The following is a 14,470-nucleotide window of genomic DNA, read 5'->3' on the forward strand; positions in this document are numbered from 1 at the left end:
ATGGATAATGCTAGCTTTCACCCTAAAAAGATGTTAGACCAGTTGTCAATAAGTAACGGACATATTTTTCTACCTTTACCACCCTATTCTCCAGAGTTAAATCCCATTGAGAAAAGCTGGGCTAATTTAAAGAAAGAGGTGGCAGAGTATCTCAGAGAGGGAAAATCTATAACAGATGCCGTGTCATACTGTTTAAAAGTCAAATGACTATACCAAATCTTGTTTGCGAAGTAAACTCCAAGCGTTCGCTTGATAGCGAACATTCCATGTTCGTCCATATCATAGGCTCAGCGAGTCAATTCCTGACTCGCTGAGAGGACTCCGAACCCGACCTAAGCAACCTGAGCCAAGAAATTGGAAAGCAAGGTAAGATCCAGTGGGTCTTCTTAGCATGAGCCTTAAATTAAGAAAGTGAATCAACTAAATTTTTCCAAATTTAGTTCTGTCACACTCCCTTCTTGGGTTGGTAAATCAGATAACCAGCCAAAATGGAAAGCACCAAGGTCACACTGAGAAAGGCGACTTGGCTGCCAATTTGACTCGTCATCGAAATGGTCTCTCGCAAGGCGGATACCGAGTAAGACATCGGCAACCAGGGATGAATCGCCTCAAAGAAGGCATTGGACAGTTGGATTGGATAGGTTCCGGCACTAGCTCCCAGTTGCAAGAGCAAGAGGATTAAAGCCAGGAAGGCTCCAACCTTATTGTCCAAGGTTACCAGCGTTGTCACCAAGGCCATAAAGGTCATACTAGCCAAGAGAATCACTCCAAGCGTAGCCAGTTCATGATTGGCTGTCAGACCAATCAGATGAATCCCAGCATAAACCAAGAGACCTGCTGCCAAGGCAATGATGCCATTTACTTCCAAACGCGCCTTCAACCAAGACCAACGAGTCGATGGCTGTCTGCCTGACGGAAGTGTTTGGAAAATCGTATTAGTGGCAATCGCTGCCACAAAGAGGGCTACTGAAACCATGTAAGGAGCCATTCCAACTCCGTTAACCTGAACTTGGTCCTGCTCGGTTTTTTCAAGCGTAATCGGACTAGATAAGGTATTGGCATTGTCCTCCTCAACATTGGCTTTTTGTAATTGCTGGTTGGCCTTATCCAAGCCTGTTTGAAGGCTGATCAAACCATCCACCAATGAGGTCATTCCAGTTCCAAGCTGAGCACCACCCTGAGCTAGGGTTTGGGAACCGTCTTGGAGTTGGCTCGCACCAGAAGCCAATTGTGAAGCTCCGTCAAGCAAGGCACCAGAATTGGCATCCAACTGGTTGGCTCCCGCTTGCAATTGGGCAACCCCGGATTGTAGTTGACCAGAATTTTCATTCAAGGTTCGAGCTCCCTGAGCCAATTCTGAAACTCCCGCTGTATAAGCAGAGACACCGCCTGCCAAGTCCTCAGCTCCTGTTTGCAGTTGATTTTGGAGCTGGCCTAAGCCAGAAGCTACTGTAGCAGAGCCTTGAGCTAGCGCTTGAGTGGCAGCCTGTACTTGTCCAAACTGACCAATTCCATTTTGGAGCGTTTGTAAATCTGCCAAGGCTTGGTTGACCAGAGGCGCTAATTCCTGCCCCAAGCTAGCCCCATTTTGATCAAGCGCCGCTGAGAGGGACTGCACACCCCCGAGTAGTGCCTGCAATTGGCCTATGTCCGTAGCCGAACCTGCTGAATCTGCCGGTAAGGCTGCTAAAATTTCCGACTGCTCAGCCGGATCCAATTTTTGGAAGGCAGCTGTCGCTGCTACTGAAGCAACCGCACTAGCCTCAGTCGAAGCTCCGGCACCAGCCATTAAAGCTGATAAATCCGCCTCTAATTGACTCAAACCTGCCTTGATTCCAGCCGTTGGATCCTGCCCTTGTCCTAATTGACTTTGAAGATTGGTCAAAAGGGCAAGGGCTTGATTGATCGACGCAGCTTGTTCGGATGAAATGCTAATACCAGCCAACTGATCGGCTAGTTGCTCCATTCCCGCAGCTACTTGATTAGAACCGTCTACCAGAGCTGTCAAATCGCCACCACGCACAGCTTCTTGCAAGGCTTTCACACCAGCCTGCAATTGCCCCGAAGCTGCATCCAGTTGATCTGCTCCCGCTGACAACTGGGCTACCCCACCTGTATACTGGTTCACACCCGTTGCTAGCTGGCCAACACCACCAGCTAGTTGACCAACGCCAGCCGTGTACTGCCCAAGACCTGTTTCCAACTGTTTGGCCCCATCTGAAAACAGCAAGGTTGAGCTAGCCAAGCGTTGCAAGCCATTGGTTAGCTGGTCTGAACCAGACTGAAGCTGTTTGCCACCATCTGCCAACTGGCTGCTGCCAGCACTAGCTGTCCCCATTCCAGTCTGCAGCTCTTTCATACTGCTAAACAAGGTTGAGGTGTAGTTGTTTATAATATTTTTTTGAACGGATTCTTTAAGCACATTCATAGCTGAATCACTCATCTTCCCAGCTACAAATCCGTGTCCACTCGAAGTTTTGTACCGGATTTTCATTTGTTGAGGATCGCTGGTCATAATCGAAGCTGCTTTTTGCGAAAGATCCTCTGGTAGCTCAACCACCATATAGTAATCTCCCTTTTCCAAGCCGCGATCAGCTGTTGCTTGATTGACCACATGAAAATCAAGAGCCTTGCCCTTCTCCATATTGGCAACCATCTGGTCTCCGATGGCTAAGGTTTTCCCATTCAAAACCGTTGACTGGTCCTTGTTCACAACTGCAACCGGCAAGTCCGACAGTTTTCCGTAGGGATCCCACATCGAACTCAAAAAAATAACATTATACAGGAAGGGAATCAAGGAGACTCCCAACATCACCACAATGAATTTAGGTCGTTTAAAAATGGCTTTCCACTCTTTAAACATCTATCACCCTCCATTTTTTGCACACAGTGTCTATTTTTGATAAAATAAATTATACCACTTCAAATTTTAAATGCAAGGAGGGAAATCAATGAAAAGTAATAAAAGACAAAAGACTAAAAAATGCCTAGAAAACGCCATGGTAAAGCTTCTTTCAGACCAGTCCTTTGACCAAATTACAACGGTCAAACTGACCCAGAAAGCCGAGATTAGCCGGTCCAGCTTTTACACCCACTATAAAGACAAATTTGATATGATTGACCATTATCAGGACCGAATTTTCCATACCCTGGATTATATTTTTGACAAACACGATGGACATCTAGAAGCCACCATTACAGAAATTTTTGAATTTCTCAAACGGGAACCGCTCCTGGCTGCCCTCCTATCTGAAAATGGCACCCAAGAAATTCAACAATTCATCCGGAAACGCCTGCATATCCTCTTGGAAAATGGCTGGCAAGGTCGCTACAGCCACGAGCTCTTCCAAGATAAGGAAAAGAAATACGCAGCTATCTACCTCTCCAATGCCTTCCTGGGCGTCTACCAACTCTGGATTGCCCAAGGCAAAAAGGAAAGCCCTCAAGCCATGGCCCGCTTCCTCATGAAAATGCTGAAATTCAGCGGCATTGAAGCTTAATAATCATAAAGAACCAGTAGCCATCCCAGCTACCGGTTCTTTTTCACACTCTTTGAAAATCAAAACGATTCTCTGTCTACCTGTCTCGATGAATTTCAATGACTGCGAGCTTTGCTCACCTCTACTGATAATATTCAACAGGTCTCCTCATCAATTTTTAATTTTCTTTGCCCATCACTAACAACTTCCAACTTTACGAGTGTCCGTGTTTCCGTGAGTACTCATCTGCAGCTCCAGCAATCGCCCCGAAAACAAAGGGAACTGTAATGAGGGCTGCGCCAACCACGAAAGGATTGACAACACCGCCTTGCAACGCTTGCAAGTCGTTTGGTTTGAGTTCTTGCTTCATGGCCACCTCCTAGGGAATCAAGGCGTTAACCAAGCTGCGACCAAAGTCACGGCCAGTTTTGTAAATCATGGCCCAGGTTTTACCAATGGCACTGCCAGCCTCACTCACATAACCGGCACCCCCTGTGATTAGCTGGAGATCAGCCACATCAATGAGCTCACTTTCAGGGCAAGTTGGAACGGGTCCTAAAGGACCACTTGGATAGGGATAGGGAAAACCTGGAACTAGGACCTTACCTGGACACCAGGTTTGGCTACCTCCTTGGATTTCAGCTGCTTCTGTTAGGGGAATCGTATTCATCCGTTTCTTCCTCACTTTCCTTCTTATTTGGGGCCCTCATCTTTTAATTCGAAAGTAGGAAAAAAAAGAAAGACTAACTGTGAGAATACATAACTGAAACCAGCTCCAATAAATCACCCAGCAGGCGATTGTGGTCTTCGATCAGGTCATAGAGCCGATCTTGACTGAGCACCCCACAAGCTTCCCCGGGACCAGCATTATCATGGAGCTTCAACCAAGCCTCACTCCCATAAAAGTCTCGTAGAGCTTGGTAATCCTCATGATGCTCCTGGAAGGCTTGTACAGCCTCCTGGAGTGCCTCAAGCCGAGGCTGAAAACGTTCCAGAGCTGTTTCCATAATCTGTACCTGATTTTCCTGTTGTGCAGTCATCTAAACTCCCTTCTAGGAACTGCACAAAAGCAGCTCCCTCACCGATTATTCTTATACTACCATAGAGCAAACAGAATCCCAGGATAGAGGGTTTTGCTTGCTGGCTAGGATTTTAAGACAAAGCAAAAAGCCCACTGTTGTAGGCTTTCTGCAATATAAAGTCTGATCTTAAAGCATTTTGTTGTAAAGCTTCGCCCCATCTATCACGCGCACCCAAACACATCACCAAACCCTATCAAATCAATATTTTTACACCACTCCTACACTCAAACAGTCCCATGCACCACCAGCGAGGGGGAACAAATTTTCACATTTTTACGAGTTCAGCAGGCAAGCTGGCGAGGTCAAACGACTTCGCTTTTTTTTGTTTGTCTGCTAACGGGAAAGAAGCCCTGTACCTTGTCTGAACCTTGTCAGTTTTCACCGTTCGGCCTGCTTCAATAACTCCCTATACCTTATACTAACCTTATACTCCTTCAATAGTACCAACTCCCTGTGCCTTGTGGTAACCTTGGGGTTCTTTCAGCCTCTAATAATTCCCAGTACCTTACCAAAACCTTACCGTTGTCAGCGTTCGGGCTACCCTCAAATCATTGATTTAATAAGGTTTCAGATAAAAAATGAAACTAAAAAGACTGTTTCCAGGCCACAAAAAAGCCGGCCATTCCAAAGAATGACCAGCCACCCTTTTGATGACCAGCTACTGCTACTACAATTATACCAATTTCTATTTTTAAATTTCACTCTTGTGAGTGATAGCCCTATTATATCACTAATCCGGTGCGCGTGCTTCAGAACCTGACATTTTCCAAAACGGAAACAGTCAACTAACAGTTGATAACCACAACAAAATCTAAATCAATTCTATGCCTTTTATTTTCGCCTGTGGGAGCTTTTACAAATTCATGGTATAAAAAACCACCGATGGTGCTAGGATTCAAAATAGGGGCATTCTCGTTGAAATTTTCGCTATTCTGGGCGGTGTTCTTTTAAAAAACAGCTCAAAATGCACCAAAAAGGAGTCTCCAAATCAGTCAGAAGTCAGCAATGACAAGAAAACAATGGGGAGGGGGTCGTACGCGAGAAATGCAAATATTTCCATAATCAACCCCACCACCGGTGGCAAAACAAAAATTAAACTCAATTTTTTTCAGGGTGGGGGTATTCTCTAGCTTCCTTCTAGCTTCAACCTGTTACCTACTGCGTTCTACTGCGACCGTCTGGCTGTCAGAATGGCCGTCAGCAAGCCCTAAGCCTTTGCCTGCCATGTCTGCCCATACGTTGCAATCTCAAGCCAATCCGTGACCCTCTGCCGTTGCCTGTATTCTATCAGCCAACCACTGCGGTAAACTTCACTAAAATCTTCTAGCGCTTGATTTTTGTAAAGATAGTAATTTGTTTCACTGATATTCAACCGTTTCAATTGCTGGGGAATTGGTTGGCGATTCAATTCAAGATAAGCCATGATAAGCGTTGCCCTGTGGCGTTTGTGTGGGAGTTTGTTAATCGCCTGTATAATTTCATTGATTTCCTCTGGTGCTTGCTTCCTAAACCCTTTCAATCGCTCCAACTGTTCGGATTCAAATGCTATCAGTTCAACCTTAAACGCTTCACTGATTCTAAGGTCATTCAAGGTTAGGCCGACCACCATCAACCAACGGCGTAACTCTTTTAGCTTTTTGATAGTCAATTTCTTTAGTTCTTTATCCACCTTCTACAATCCCCCTTATTCGTCCTGTGTGGCGTTCTAGTGTTCTATGGGATAATCATACCACCTAAATGCTAACGCTTCAAATTGGCACGCTCTCGTTCGTCTCTGTTGATTCTATCGCCAACTACTCCTTATACCTTATCTGAACCTTATCAGTTTTACAAACCTCGACACCTCACCCTTACCTCACCCCTCACTTCCTCAAAGTTCAACTATCCTCAATCTTTAATAACTCCCTGTACCTTTGTAAAACCTTAGTATTCCTGAACAAAATAGACGCATGGATTTCCCACGCGCCTTATCAGGTCATTTACTATACATCCGTTTTTCACCCTGCTTGTTTCTTATACTTTTTGATAAATCCCCACCCTGCCATTATTATTGATCGGCGATGGCTAGCAGGGTAGGCTTTGTAGTCATTACTGCCATTTTGGCAATAATTGCGGTCAGTGTTCAATCAATGATGGTTATCTTGGGCTAATCGCCTGTTTATTCCTCGGGCTGATTACAATAATCCTTGAAACCATCACAAATACGTTTGAAAACCCTGTTTATATTCCTATCTTCCACATATTCTACAACCATACGCCCGTTACCTTCAAACGTTGTATTTATTACGGACTGTTCATAAGTCCCAATCATATAGCCAAATAGTGCATTATTTGCGACCCTAGCCGTCTCAAAGTCTGGGAAGTCATAAGTGAAAGTGTATGTTTTTGCTTTGTCTGAAAATGTTTTTAGTTTCATGTTATTTGTCTCCTTTAGATTATAAGTTTGTACTTTTTAGCCCTGTAGTTGTAACTATGGGGCTAAAATCATGATCCGGACAATCCGCTCTTACTTTGAGATTTTTTCAGCTCATCCTTCATCCTTGCTATTCTATAGCGCTTATCTGCTATCCCTTCCGCTTTGAAAGTGTTCCCTTCAAGCCCCTTCAAGATTCGGCTGTAGTTCCGTTGATTATAGACGGTTTGCAATTCCGCTCCGGTAAGATTTGTATTGATTATGGTATTGGTTCGCTTATCCAGGATACTGAACAAGAAATCTTGCTCCCAATCTGACTTTGGCTTTATAACTGCATTCTTTGCCCCTAGATCATCTAAAACTAAATAATCAGGACTTACCAACATCTCAACGGCTTCCTGCATTGCAAGACTTGCCCCTCCTTTGCCATAATTCCACCCATCTTGAACTCTTGCGATAATATCGGTTAGTGATACAAATAAGACGCTCACTGGCTTACCCTGCTCCTTGTATCCGTCGTTAATCGCTTTGGCCATCGCCAAGCTCAAATGGCTTTTACCGATTCCCGTACCGCCTGTTATCAGCGTGTTGCCTTCCATGCCCTTCAGATACTTCCGAGCTTGATTCTCAGCAAACTCCTTCAAGGCTCTTTCTTGATCCGTCCGAGTTTGAAAATTTCCGAAACTAGCTTCTGATAATTCTTTAGGTATGATACTATCACGCTCTAAAACATTGTAAGTCTTGACGTACACGTCTGCGTTTAAATGCTTTTCAAGTATCTGACGCTCCTGTATTTCCATCTCCTCTTGAACACACTAAATGCAAAAATGGTCAATATCTCGGGGACTCTCTTCACCTCTGACTTGTTGGGGCTTTTTCAATTTGATCATAGCTGTTCCGTGTTTCTCACAAACCTGTTCAGAAACAGCAACATTGTCAACCACTCCCCGCTGTATTCCTTCGCGTATTCTGTCCACGCTTTCCTCCTTTCGATTCTAAAAATTAATATCATCCGGAAAAATGCTGTTGGATTCCGCGACACCCTGCCCTTTATTCTTGCTTGCATTGTAGGTGCGTTCCTCCTCGTCCTGCTGAACAATAGTCTTAATACCATTCTGAGCCCAATTCCTAAGAATAGCATTCACATATCCAAAATTACGTTTTGAGTTGTTGGCCGATTTATCAATCGCTCGCTTAAGCAACTCCGATTCCATTTTGTCAATCGTCAGGAACTCTATTAACTTCTGGTGCTGATAGCCATCAAGCATGCCAATTCTATTTTGGTAGTAGTCTAAAATATCTTTGACCTCTCTTTCTGTCGGATCAGCGGTTGCGGTTGTTGCTATATTCTGACTCTGACTCTTACTCTTATTCTTACTCTTACTACGGGGACATTTTGGGACAGGTTCGGACATTTGGGGGACACTTTCGGACAAGTTCGGGACATTGTCCCGTTTTTCCTCATTTGTCTCTGCTTCCTCACTCTTCAAACGAGCACGTTGACGCCGTTTTCTTCTCGCTTCTTCCGTCTCATTCCCTACCAATTCTTCAAACTGGGCAAACCCTGCGCTCTTACCTTTATCAATCTGGATCAGTTTGGCATTTTCAAAATATGTAAAGGTTTTTCTTACTAACTCAACGTCAGCATCAAGAGACTCCGCAACCTCCTCCTGAAGATCATTTAGAAGCCCCTCAAAGTAAATAACGCCCTCATCTTCCGTACTTTCTAACAGCATACGGATATATAAAACGACCATAGCGTCCCCGTCATCTATTTTTCTCAATCTTTTAATAGCTAGGTTGCTAAAAAAATTTTTCTCAATCTTTAACCAAAAGTACACTTTTCCTTTTGCCATGCTTTTACTTACCTCTCAATTCCTAAAAACATCAATATATCGGACTCTCTGTAGAATACTGTTCGGGTATCCTCAAGTGGTGGTTGGTAGCGTTTCAAGCCAGCTTTTTCCCACCTTGTCAAAGTTTGATAACTGATCTCAAGCTCCTCGATTAATTCTTTTTGAGAAATAAGCCCCGTCTTGCGATTTCTTTTTCTCTCATAGGATTCCAAATAGTTCTTTACTAGGGTTAAAATCTCCATCTTCAAAGCTATTTCGATCTCATGGCTCAATAGATTCATGATCCTGCTCCTTTCTTTCAAGCTCGGCTAAAATTTTTTCGTGTTGCTTCAAATCTGCGCTAATCAGCGTCCCTAATCTCTTCCCTTCCGCTTGGTACTGAGAGTTAAGTTCCCGGATACCTTCTAAACGCTCGCTATCGTTGGCCGGGATATAATGCCCGCTATTGATTCCACGGTTTGCCACAATCGGGACACCATACCGAACAATCAGACGGCTAATAATATCCCGTACAGTTCTCTCACCAATTCCAAGGAGCTTAGCAATCTCTTTGCCATTGATAGGCCGTTCACTTCCTACTGGGATAAGTCTAAGCAATCTTACTTCTAAATCTGTCATGTTCTGCCTCCTAGTTATAATAGCGACCGGCTAGCCAGATATACGACCATAGTCTGGGTTTAATTCTAAGCCTGTTTCTTGCTCTGTGGCGCGTGCTTCCTGCTCCCCCGCCTGTTCTCTTGTCTTTCGGTGAAAGACAGTCAAGACAAGAAGGAGGAGCAAGACAAGCAAGGTTACAAGCTGGCCGTGGGTTGATAGGTATAGTTCGTTCATGCTAGATTTATCCTTTCGCTCTTCTCATGGCTTGTATTTCGTGTTCGCTCCCACTCTCTACCAGATACAGCCCTATTTGATCCAATCGCTTGACTAAGCGTTGTTGTTGCTCGTGTGCATGGTCAAAGTATTTTAAGAAATGAAGCTGTATTCTCTCCGGAGCTGTTCTTGCGATATGTTCTAAAGCGTCTAAGGTGACAATGTTGGTTTCCAACTGGTTCTTAATATCAAAAAGTTCCCAGCCAAAATTTTCAAGTTCATTTAGTGTCAATACGATTTTTTCTTCGTTCATGTTTTGTGCTTTAGCCATGTTTTATCTCCTTGTTTCTGTGTTATAATTAAAATATTCATGATTAACCTAAACCCCTCATAGCTTGCCTGCTGATGGTGTGTTTTGGTTGGTTCGACTTCAAGGCTTGTCTGGTGGTTCGGTTAAGCCTTTTTCTTATGTTCTAAGCGATCACGCGCCTATGCTGGTCTTTTACTGGCTCTTTCCACCATGTACCTGATTTCCATGTATTCCATGTTCAGGCTAATCAAGGCGATGGCCATATCTTCTAAAGTCTGATAAAGTTCCAGTTCCCCAGCGGTCAGGGTATCAATCCCTGTCTGCCCCCCCTCTTTCTGCTTTCAGTTGCTTGGCATTCCGTCCGCATACTCCTTTCAGTAGCAGGTTTGTGACTGTACTGTAAGCATGCTTAGGGGCGTTCTCCCAGCCTTTAATAACGTGGACTAACTCTTTCCTCTTCGGTGCTTCCAAAGCACGTTGGACTCTACGCTTGGCCAGTTCGTCCCGCATTTCAAAGAAAGCACGGACTAGGTTCTTTTTGAACTCTCTGACTGATTCGGTATTTTTAAGATACGTTATAAGCAAAGTAGCCTGTTGTTCATTCAGAACATAGGTCTTTTTAGGTTGCCCTCGAGTGTCTAATTTATGGATTTCAAATCCAAGTATTCCCAAGACCTCAAAATCCTCCTTATGCTCTCTAATCAGGCGCGTGATAGTGTGGTGTTGCACCTCTGCATACTCGGCGATTATCTCGCTTGTTGTGTACGGCTCTTTTCGGCCGTCTAAATAGACTAGGTTCATGCTCGGCTCTCCTAGTAGTCTTTTGCTAGCCATTCCATGGCTTTTCGATAAACAGTCGGTCTTACTTCTTGACCGCTTCGGATTTTCCTGTAAGTAACTTCAGAAATTCCTATAGCTTGGCTAGTCTGTTTAGCTGTCAATTGTAGGTCCGCTTGCTTACGGCGAATTGCTTTCGATTGATTTGAGGTAATAAGCAATCTATTCACTCCTTTCTAAAAGCTAACTTACTGTTAGCGTTTTGTATGTATTTTAGCTAACTTTCTGTTAGCTGTCAATACATAAATTTCAAAAAACGAAAGAAAAGTGCGCTTATTGTGCTTTTATGATATAATCACTCTGAGGTAATAAACTATGAATAGATTAAAAGAGTTAAGAAAAAAGCAAAAAAATACCCAGCAAGATATTGCGGATATTTTAAAAATGAGTCGTAGGGGATACCAAAAAATAGAAAACGGTGAAAGCCAAATCAAACCTGATAAGGCTCAAACGCTTGCTGACTATTTCGAAGTTAGCGTTGGCTATTTATTGGGATTCTCTCAAGATAGCCAACAAATCAAAACGCCCGATCTTGTTTCTATTTCTGACGAAGATATTGTCCAAGCAGGTATTGACGATTTCATTAAACATACCAGCAAAAAAGCAAGGGAGTACCTTGAGAGTGGTGTAAATAATTCAGATTTCAACAAACGGTATTATGTTGTAAACGAAAACGGGGAAAGAGAAGAATTGAACTCATCATATCCTTTGTTTGAGTGGCTAAAAAACTTTTATATCTCTTTTTCTTTAACTCCCTCGGATATTCAACAAATAGTAAGCCGTGTGGTTCTATTGGAACCAACTGAAAAAAAAGCCGTTCTTGCTCTACTGTGTGAATTAACTGATTCCAAAATCTCGCAATCTGATTCAACTGACCATACCATCTAACCACCCCACTCACCCAGCAGTTCAATTCAATAGCTAGTGTATTCCAAATTTGGAAAGCAAAAAAGCCCAGCTACTCGAAGTAACTGGGAGACCTTAGTTTTTCTTAGTCTTTTTTATCTAAACTGTGCTATTCTCGGCGTTCGCTCGGAGTTCGATCCACGCGCTACGAGTTGCCTTATTTTGGTTCTAGAAAAACAAAAAAGCCGGCCATTCAAGGAACGGCCAGCCCGGCCACCCATTCGATGACCGACAAAATACAATACCACTGCGATTATATCAAAATAGCCTGACCTGGGGTAATCGAACAGCGAGGAAACCGCGAGAATTTCCAAAACGAACCAAGAGGGAAGAACTCACGATACCTAACCCTTACCTCACCCTTGGTGAACAATCTTAACGACACATAACTTTTAGAAAGGACAAAACATGGTCAAAATCAATGCAAACGGTAAAGAAATAACACTACTAGCCAATGATACCGACTACATCAGCTTGACGGATATTGCTAAATATCTAGACCCCGAAAATCCACGCTTTATTATCCAGAACTGGATGAGAAACCGAAACACTATTGAATTTTTAGGAACTTGGGAAACTATTAATAATCCGAATTTTAACCGCCTCGAATTCGATACGGTTAGAAATGCTTCAGGTACTAACGCATTTGTCCTCACCCCTCAACGTTGGATTTCAGAAACAAACGCCATCGGTATCACCTCAAAAGCAGGGCGATATGGTGGTACTTACGCCCATTCTGACATTGCCCTGGAGTTTGCCTCTTGGATCTCTCCGGAATTTAAATTATATATCATTCAAGACTACCAACGTCTAAAACAAGAAGAAGCCTACAAAAATCAGCTAGAATGGCAAGCCAATCGCTATATCGCTAAACTCAATTACACAATACAGACGGACGCCATAAAAGAACATCTAGTTCCAATTCTCAAACCCGCGCAAATAGCCTACGCTTATTCAAACGAGGCGGACTTAGTAAACGTTGCCCTCTTTGGTATGACTGCTAAAGAATTCAAAAAAGCCTATCCTGAAAAAGAGGGAAATCAACGTGATAATGCTACCATCGAGCAATTGATAGTGCTCAATAATCTACAAAATCTTAATGCCGAGATGATAAAACAAGGACTATCCCAAAGCAACCGACTAACCGAATTGAATAGAATTGCCAAGGAGCAACTAGAAGTGCTGTACAAAAATAACCAAAAAGCTCTTGATAATCTCAAAAAATTAAGCGAGAAATAAACCAAGAGAAAAGAAAAGCCAGTAGTCTACCAGTGCGGACTTTTGCGGACTTTTTCGCGTTCTACGGACTCAACCTTTCCAAATACTCTGACAAAATCTAATCTGGGCGCGTGCGCTCCATTCATGACCTAAACCCTTATAGCTTGCCTGCTGATGATTTTAGAAAGAGGTTTATCATGAATATTAAAGAGATTACAAAAAAGGACGGATCAACCGTCTACAGGGCTAACATCTACCTTGGAACTGACAAGGTGACAGGAAAGAAGGTAAAAACCACAATCACGGCCAGAACCAAGAAAGAGGTCAAAGTAAAAGCAAGGGAGGCCATTGTCGGTTTTCAACAAGATGGGGGAACTAGAGTCAAATCTGCCAGTATTACCACTTACAAGGAGCTGGCTGATCTTTGGTGGGAAAGCTATCAGCATACAGTCAAGACTAATACAAAACTCGGAGTTGAAAGAGTTCTTAGGGTTCACGTCATTCCTCTATTCGGGGGCTATAAGCTGGATAAACTAACAACCCCACTCATTCAATCAATCGTCAATGATTTAGCTAATAGGGCTAATAGTGGGGTAGCTGGGGCGTATCTCCACTATGACAAAATCCACGCTTTAAACAAGCGTATACTTCAGTATGGTGTTACTATGCAAGCACTCCCTTACAATCCAGCTAGGGAAGTGATCATGCCCCGAAACATCGCAAAGACAAAACGGAAGAAGATAAAGCACTTTGATAATCAGGAATTGAAAAAATTCCTAGATTACTTAGATACCCTTGACTCTAGTAGATACCGCTATCGCTACGAGGTCACTCTCTACAAGTTCTTATTGGCTACTGGTTGTCGTATCAATGAGGCCTTAGCTCTCCACTGGTCAGATATTGACCTAGATAATGCCGTGGTACATATCACTAAGACATTAAATTATAGACAAGAAGTCAATAACCCTAAATCACCATCAAGCTATCGTGACATACCGATAGACAGGGAAACGGTAACCATGCTAAGAGGCTACAAGCGAGAACAAACTCAAGAGGCTTGGAAACTAGGCCGGACTGAAACTGTGGTCTTTTCAGATTTCATCCATGAATACCCAAATAATCGAACCTTACAGACAAGACTTACAACTCATTTTAAGCGTTCAAAGGTCAATAACATTGGATTTCACGGATTCCGGCATACTCACGCCAGCTTACTGCTTAACTCGGGAATTCCTTACAAGGGCACCTCTAAAAACTCATACTTATTGTCGCCTTATTTCAAATAAGTAGGTATTCCTATTTGGTAGTGCGGACGTGAGCAGTCTCCTTCGGAGTCTCATCACTAAATTTTGAGCCAAGGTCTCAAAATCTCCGCCATCTAGCAGTTGTTTTTAACTGCTGATGGTTCCACTACAGTAGAAATACCTGCTTTTCTTTATTTTCACTCCCTAAATTTTATGAGATAATAGAACTACTAAGATGAACGAGGTACTATCATGCTATTATTTTCCGACGATGAACGACTTCTAGAAAAACTGTCACAATTGGGAAATCAACTA

The 14,470-nt window shown here is 43.2% G+C and carries 17 protein-coding genes and 3 pseudogenes; 5 read left to right on the plus strand and 15 right to left on the minus strand.

Translation table 11 applies throughout. From position 1 onward, the window contains the following. Nucleotides 1–207: transposase (locus E5983_RS05845; protein WP_237397589.1), on the plus strand; the 207-nt coding region annotated here is incomplete at its 5' end. Nucleotides 208–445: 238 nt separating this feature from the next. Here the strand turns inward: E5983_RS05845 and E5983_RS05850 are convergent. Further along, nucleotides 446–2,863: a YhgE/Pip domain-containing protein gene (locus E5983_RS05850; protein ID WP_160332955.1), complete on the minus strand. Its 2,418-nt coding sequence runs from the start codon at nucleotides 2,861–2,863 to the stop codon at nucleotides 446–448. An 88-nt stretch (nucleotides 2,864–2,951) separates the two neighbouring features. On the opposite strand from E5983_RS05850, the gene E5983_RS05855 reads away from it, so the two are divergent. Continuing rightward, the gene (locus E5983_RS05855; RefSeq protein ID WP_160332956.1) at nucleotides 2,952–3,500 is read left to right on the plus strand and encodes a TetR-like C-terminal domain-containing protein; all 549 of its coding nucleotides are present in this window, start codon (nucleotides 2,952–2,954) and stop codon (nucleotides 3,498–3,500) included. Nucleotides 3,501–3,693: 193 nt separating this feature from the next. Here E5983_RS05855 and E5983_RS05860 read toward each other — a convergent pair whose 3' ends face one another. From E5983_RS05860 to E5983_RS05925, 14 genes and pseudogenes are all read right to left on the minus strand, one after another. Continuing rightward, on the minus strand, nucleotides 3,694–3,849 hold the full coding sequence (locus E5983_RS05860) for a hypothetical protein (RefSeq protein ID WP_160332957.1): 156 nt from the start codon (nucleotides 3,847–3,849) through the stop codon (nucleotides 3,694–3,696). A 9-nt stretch (nucleotides 3,850–3,858) separates the two neighbouring features. Next, nucleotides 3,859–4,149: a hypothetical protein gene (locus tag E5983_RS05865; protein WP_160332958.1), complete on the minus strand. Its 291-nt coding sequence runs from the start codon at nucleotides 4,147–4,149 to the stop codon at nucleotides 3,859–3,861. Nucleotides 4,150–4,222: 73 nt separating this feature from the next. Continuing rightward, nucleotides 4,223–4,519: a DUF4298 domain-containing protein gene (locus E5983_RS05870; RefSeq protein WP_160332959.1), complete on the minus strand. Its 297-nt coding sequence runs from the start codon at nucleotides 4,517–4,519 to the stop codon at nucleotides 4,223–4,225. A gap of 1,249 nt (nucleotides 4,520–5,768) precedes the next feature. Then, the gene (locus E5983_RS05875) at nucleotides 5,769–6,230 is read right to left on the minus strand and encodes a DUF1492 domain-containing protein (RefSeq protein WP_160332960.1); all 462 of its coding nucleotides are present in this window, start codon (nucleotides 6,228–6,230) and stop codon (nucleotides 5,769–5,771) included. Between the two features lie 498 nt (nucleotides 6,231–6,728). Further along, a pseudogene (locus E5983_RS05880) lies at nucleotides 6,729–6,977 on the minus strand (hypothetical protein); the annotation flags it as partial. 68 nt (nucleotides 6,978–7,045) lie between these two features. Then, complete coding sequence (locus E5983_RS05885) at nucleotides 7,046–7,774, minus strand: ATP-binding protein (RefSeq protein ID WP_160332962.1); 729 nt, start codon at nucleotides 7,772–7,774, stop codon at nucleotides 7,046–7,048. Between the two features lie 15 nt (nucleotides 7,775–7,789). Continuing rightward, nucleotides 7,790–7,951: a hypothetical protein gene (locus tag E5983_RS10125; RefSeq protein ID WP_160332963.1), complete on the minus strand. Its 162-nt coding sequence runs from the start codon at nucleotides 7,949–7,951 to the stop codon at nucleotides 7,790–7,792. Between the two features lie 18 nt (nucleotides 7,952–7,969). Further along, nucleotides 7,970–8,830 (minus strand): phage replisome organizer N-terminal domain-containing protein, encoded by an 861-nt coding sequence (locus E5983_RS05895; RefSeq protein ID WP_160332964.1) that lies wholly within the window; start codon nucleotides 8,828–8,830, stop codon nucleotides 7,970–7,972. 8 nt (nucleotides 8,831–8,838) lie between these two features. After that, a complete protein-coding gene (locus tag E5983_RS05900; RefSeq protein WP_160332965.1) occupies nucleotides 8,839–9,111 on the minus strand; it encodes a hypothetical protein in 273 nt (90 codons plus the stop codon). After that, nucleotides 9,092–9,448 (minus strand): HTH domain-containing protein, encoded by a 357-nt coding sequence (locus tag E5983_RS05905; protein WP_160332966.1) that lies wholly within the window; start codon nucleotides 9,446–9,448, stop codon nucleotides 9,092–9,094. Before E5983_RS05905 ends, E5983_RS05900 begins: the two co-directional genes overlap by 20 nt. 30 nt (nucleotides 9,449–9,478) lie before the next feature. Continuing rightward, nucleotides 9,479–9,661: a hypothetical protein gene (locus E5983_RS05910; protein WP_160332967.1), complete on the minus strand. Its 183-nt coding sequence runs from the start codon at nucleotides 9,659–9,661 to the stop codon at nucleotides 9,479–9,481. 7 nt (nucleotides 9,662–9,668) lie between these two features. After that, nucleotides 9,669–9,971 (minus strand): hypothetical protein, encoded by a 303-nt coding sequence (locus E5983_RS05915; RefSeq protein ID WP_160332968.1) that lies wholly within the window; start codon nucleotides 9,969–9,971, stop codon nucleotides 9,669–9,671. A gap of 158 nt (nucleotides 9,972–10,129) precedes the next feature. Continuing rightward, nucleotides 10,130–10,751, minus strand: a pseudogene (locus E5983_RS05920) (Rha family transcriptional regulator). A gap of 11 nt (nucleotides 10,752–10,762) precedes the next feature. After that, a complete protein-coding gene (locus E5983_RS05925; protein ID WP_160332969.1) occupies nucleotides 10,763–10,948 on the minus strand; it encodes a hypothetical protein in 186 nt (61 codons plus the stop codon). 154 nt (nucleotides 10,949–11,102) lie between these two features. On the opposite strand from E5983_RS05925, the gene E5983_RS09865 reads away from it, so the two are divergent. The 3 genes and pseudogenes from E5983_RS09865 to E5983_RS05940 form a co-directional block, all read left to right on the plus strand. Continuing rightward, the gene (locus E5983_RS09865; protein ID WP_237397590.1) at nucleotides 11,103–11,675 is read left to right on the plus strand and encodes a helix-turn-helix domain-containing protein; all 573 of its coding nucleotides are present in this window, start codon (nucleotides 11,103–11,105) and stop codon (nucleotides 11,673–11,675) included. 426 nt (nucleotides 11,676–12,101) lie between these two features. After that, the gene (locus E5983_RS05935) at nucleotides 12,102–12,932 is read left to right on the plus strand and encodes a KilA-N domain-containing protein (RefSeq protein WP_160332970.1); all 831 of its coding nucleotides are present in this window, start codon (nucleotides 12,102–12,104) and stop codon (nucleotides 12,930–12,932) included. A 176-nt stretch (nucleotides 12,933–13,108) separates the two neighbouring features. Further along, nucleotides 13,109–14,152 (plus strand): annotated as a pseudogene (locus E5983_RS05940) (tyrosine-type recombinase/integrase); the annotation flags it as partial. Between the last annotated feature and the right edge of the window lie 318 nt (nucleotides 14,153–14,470).

This window comes from Streptococcus danieliae, from assembly GCF_009767945.1.
In the GTDB taxonomy this organism is placed as follows: domain Bacteria; phylum Bacillota; class Bacilli; order Lactobacillales; family Streptococcaceae; genus Streptococcus; species Streptococcus danieliae.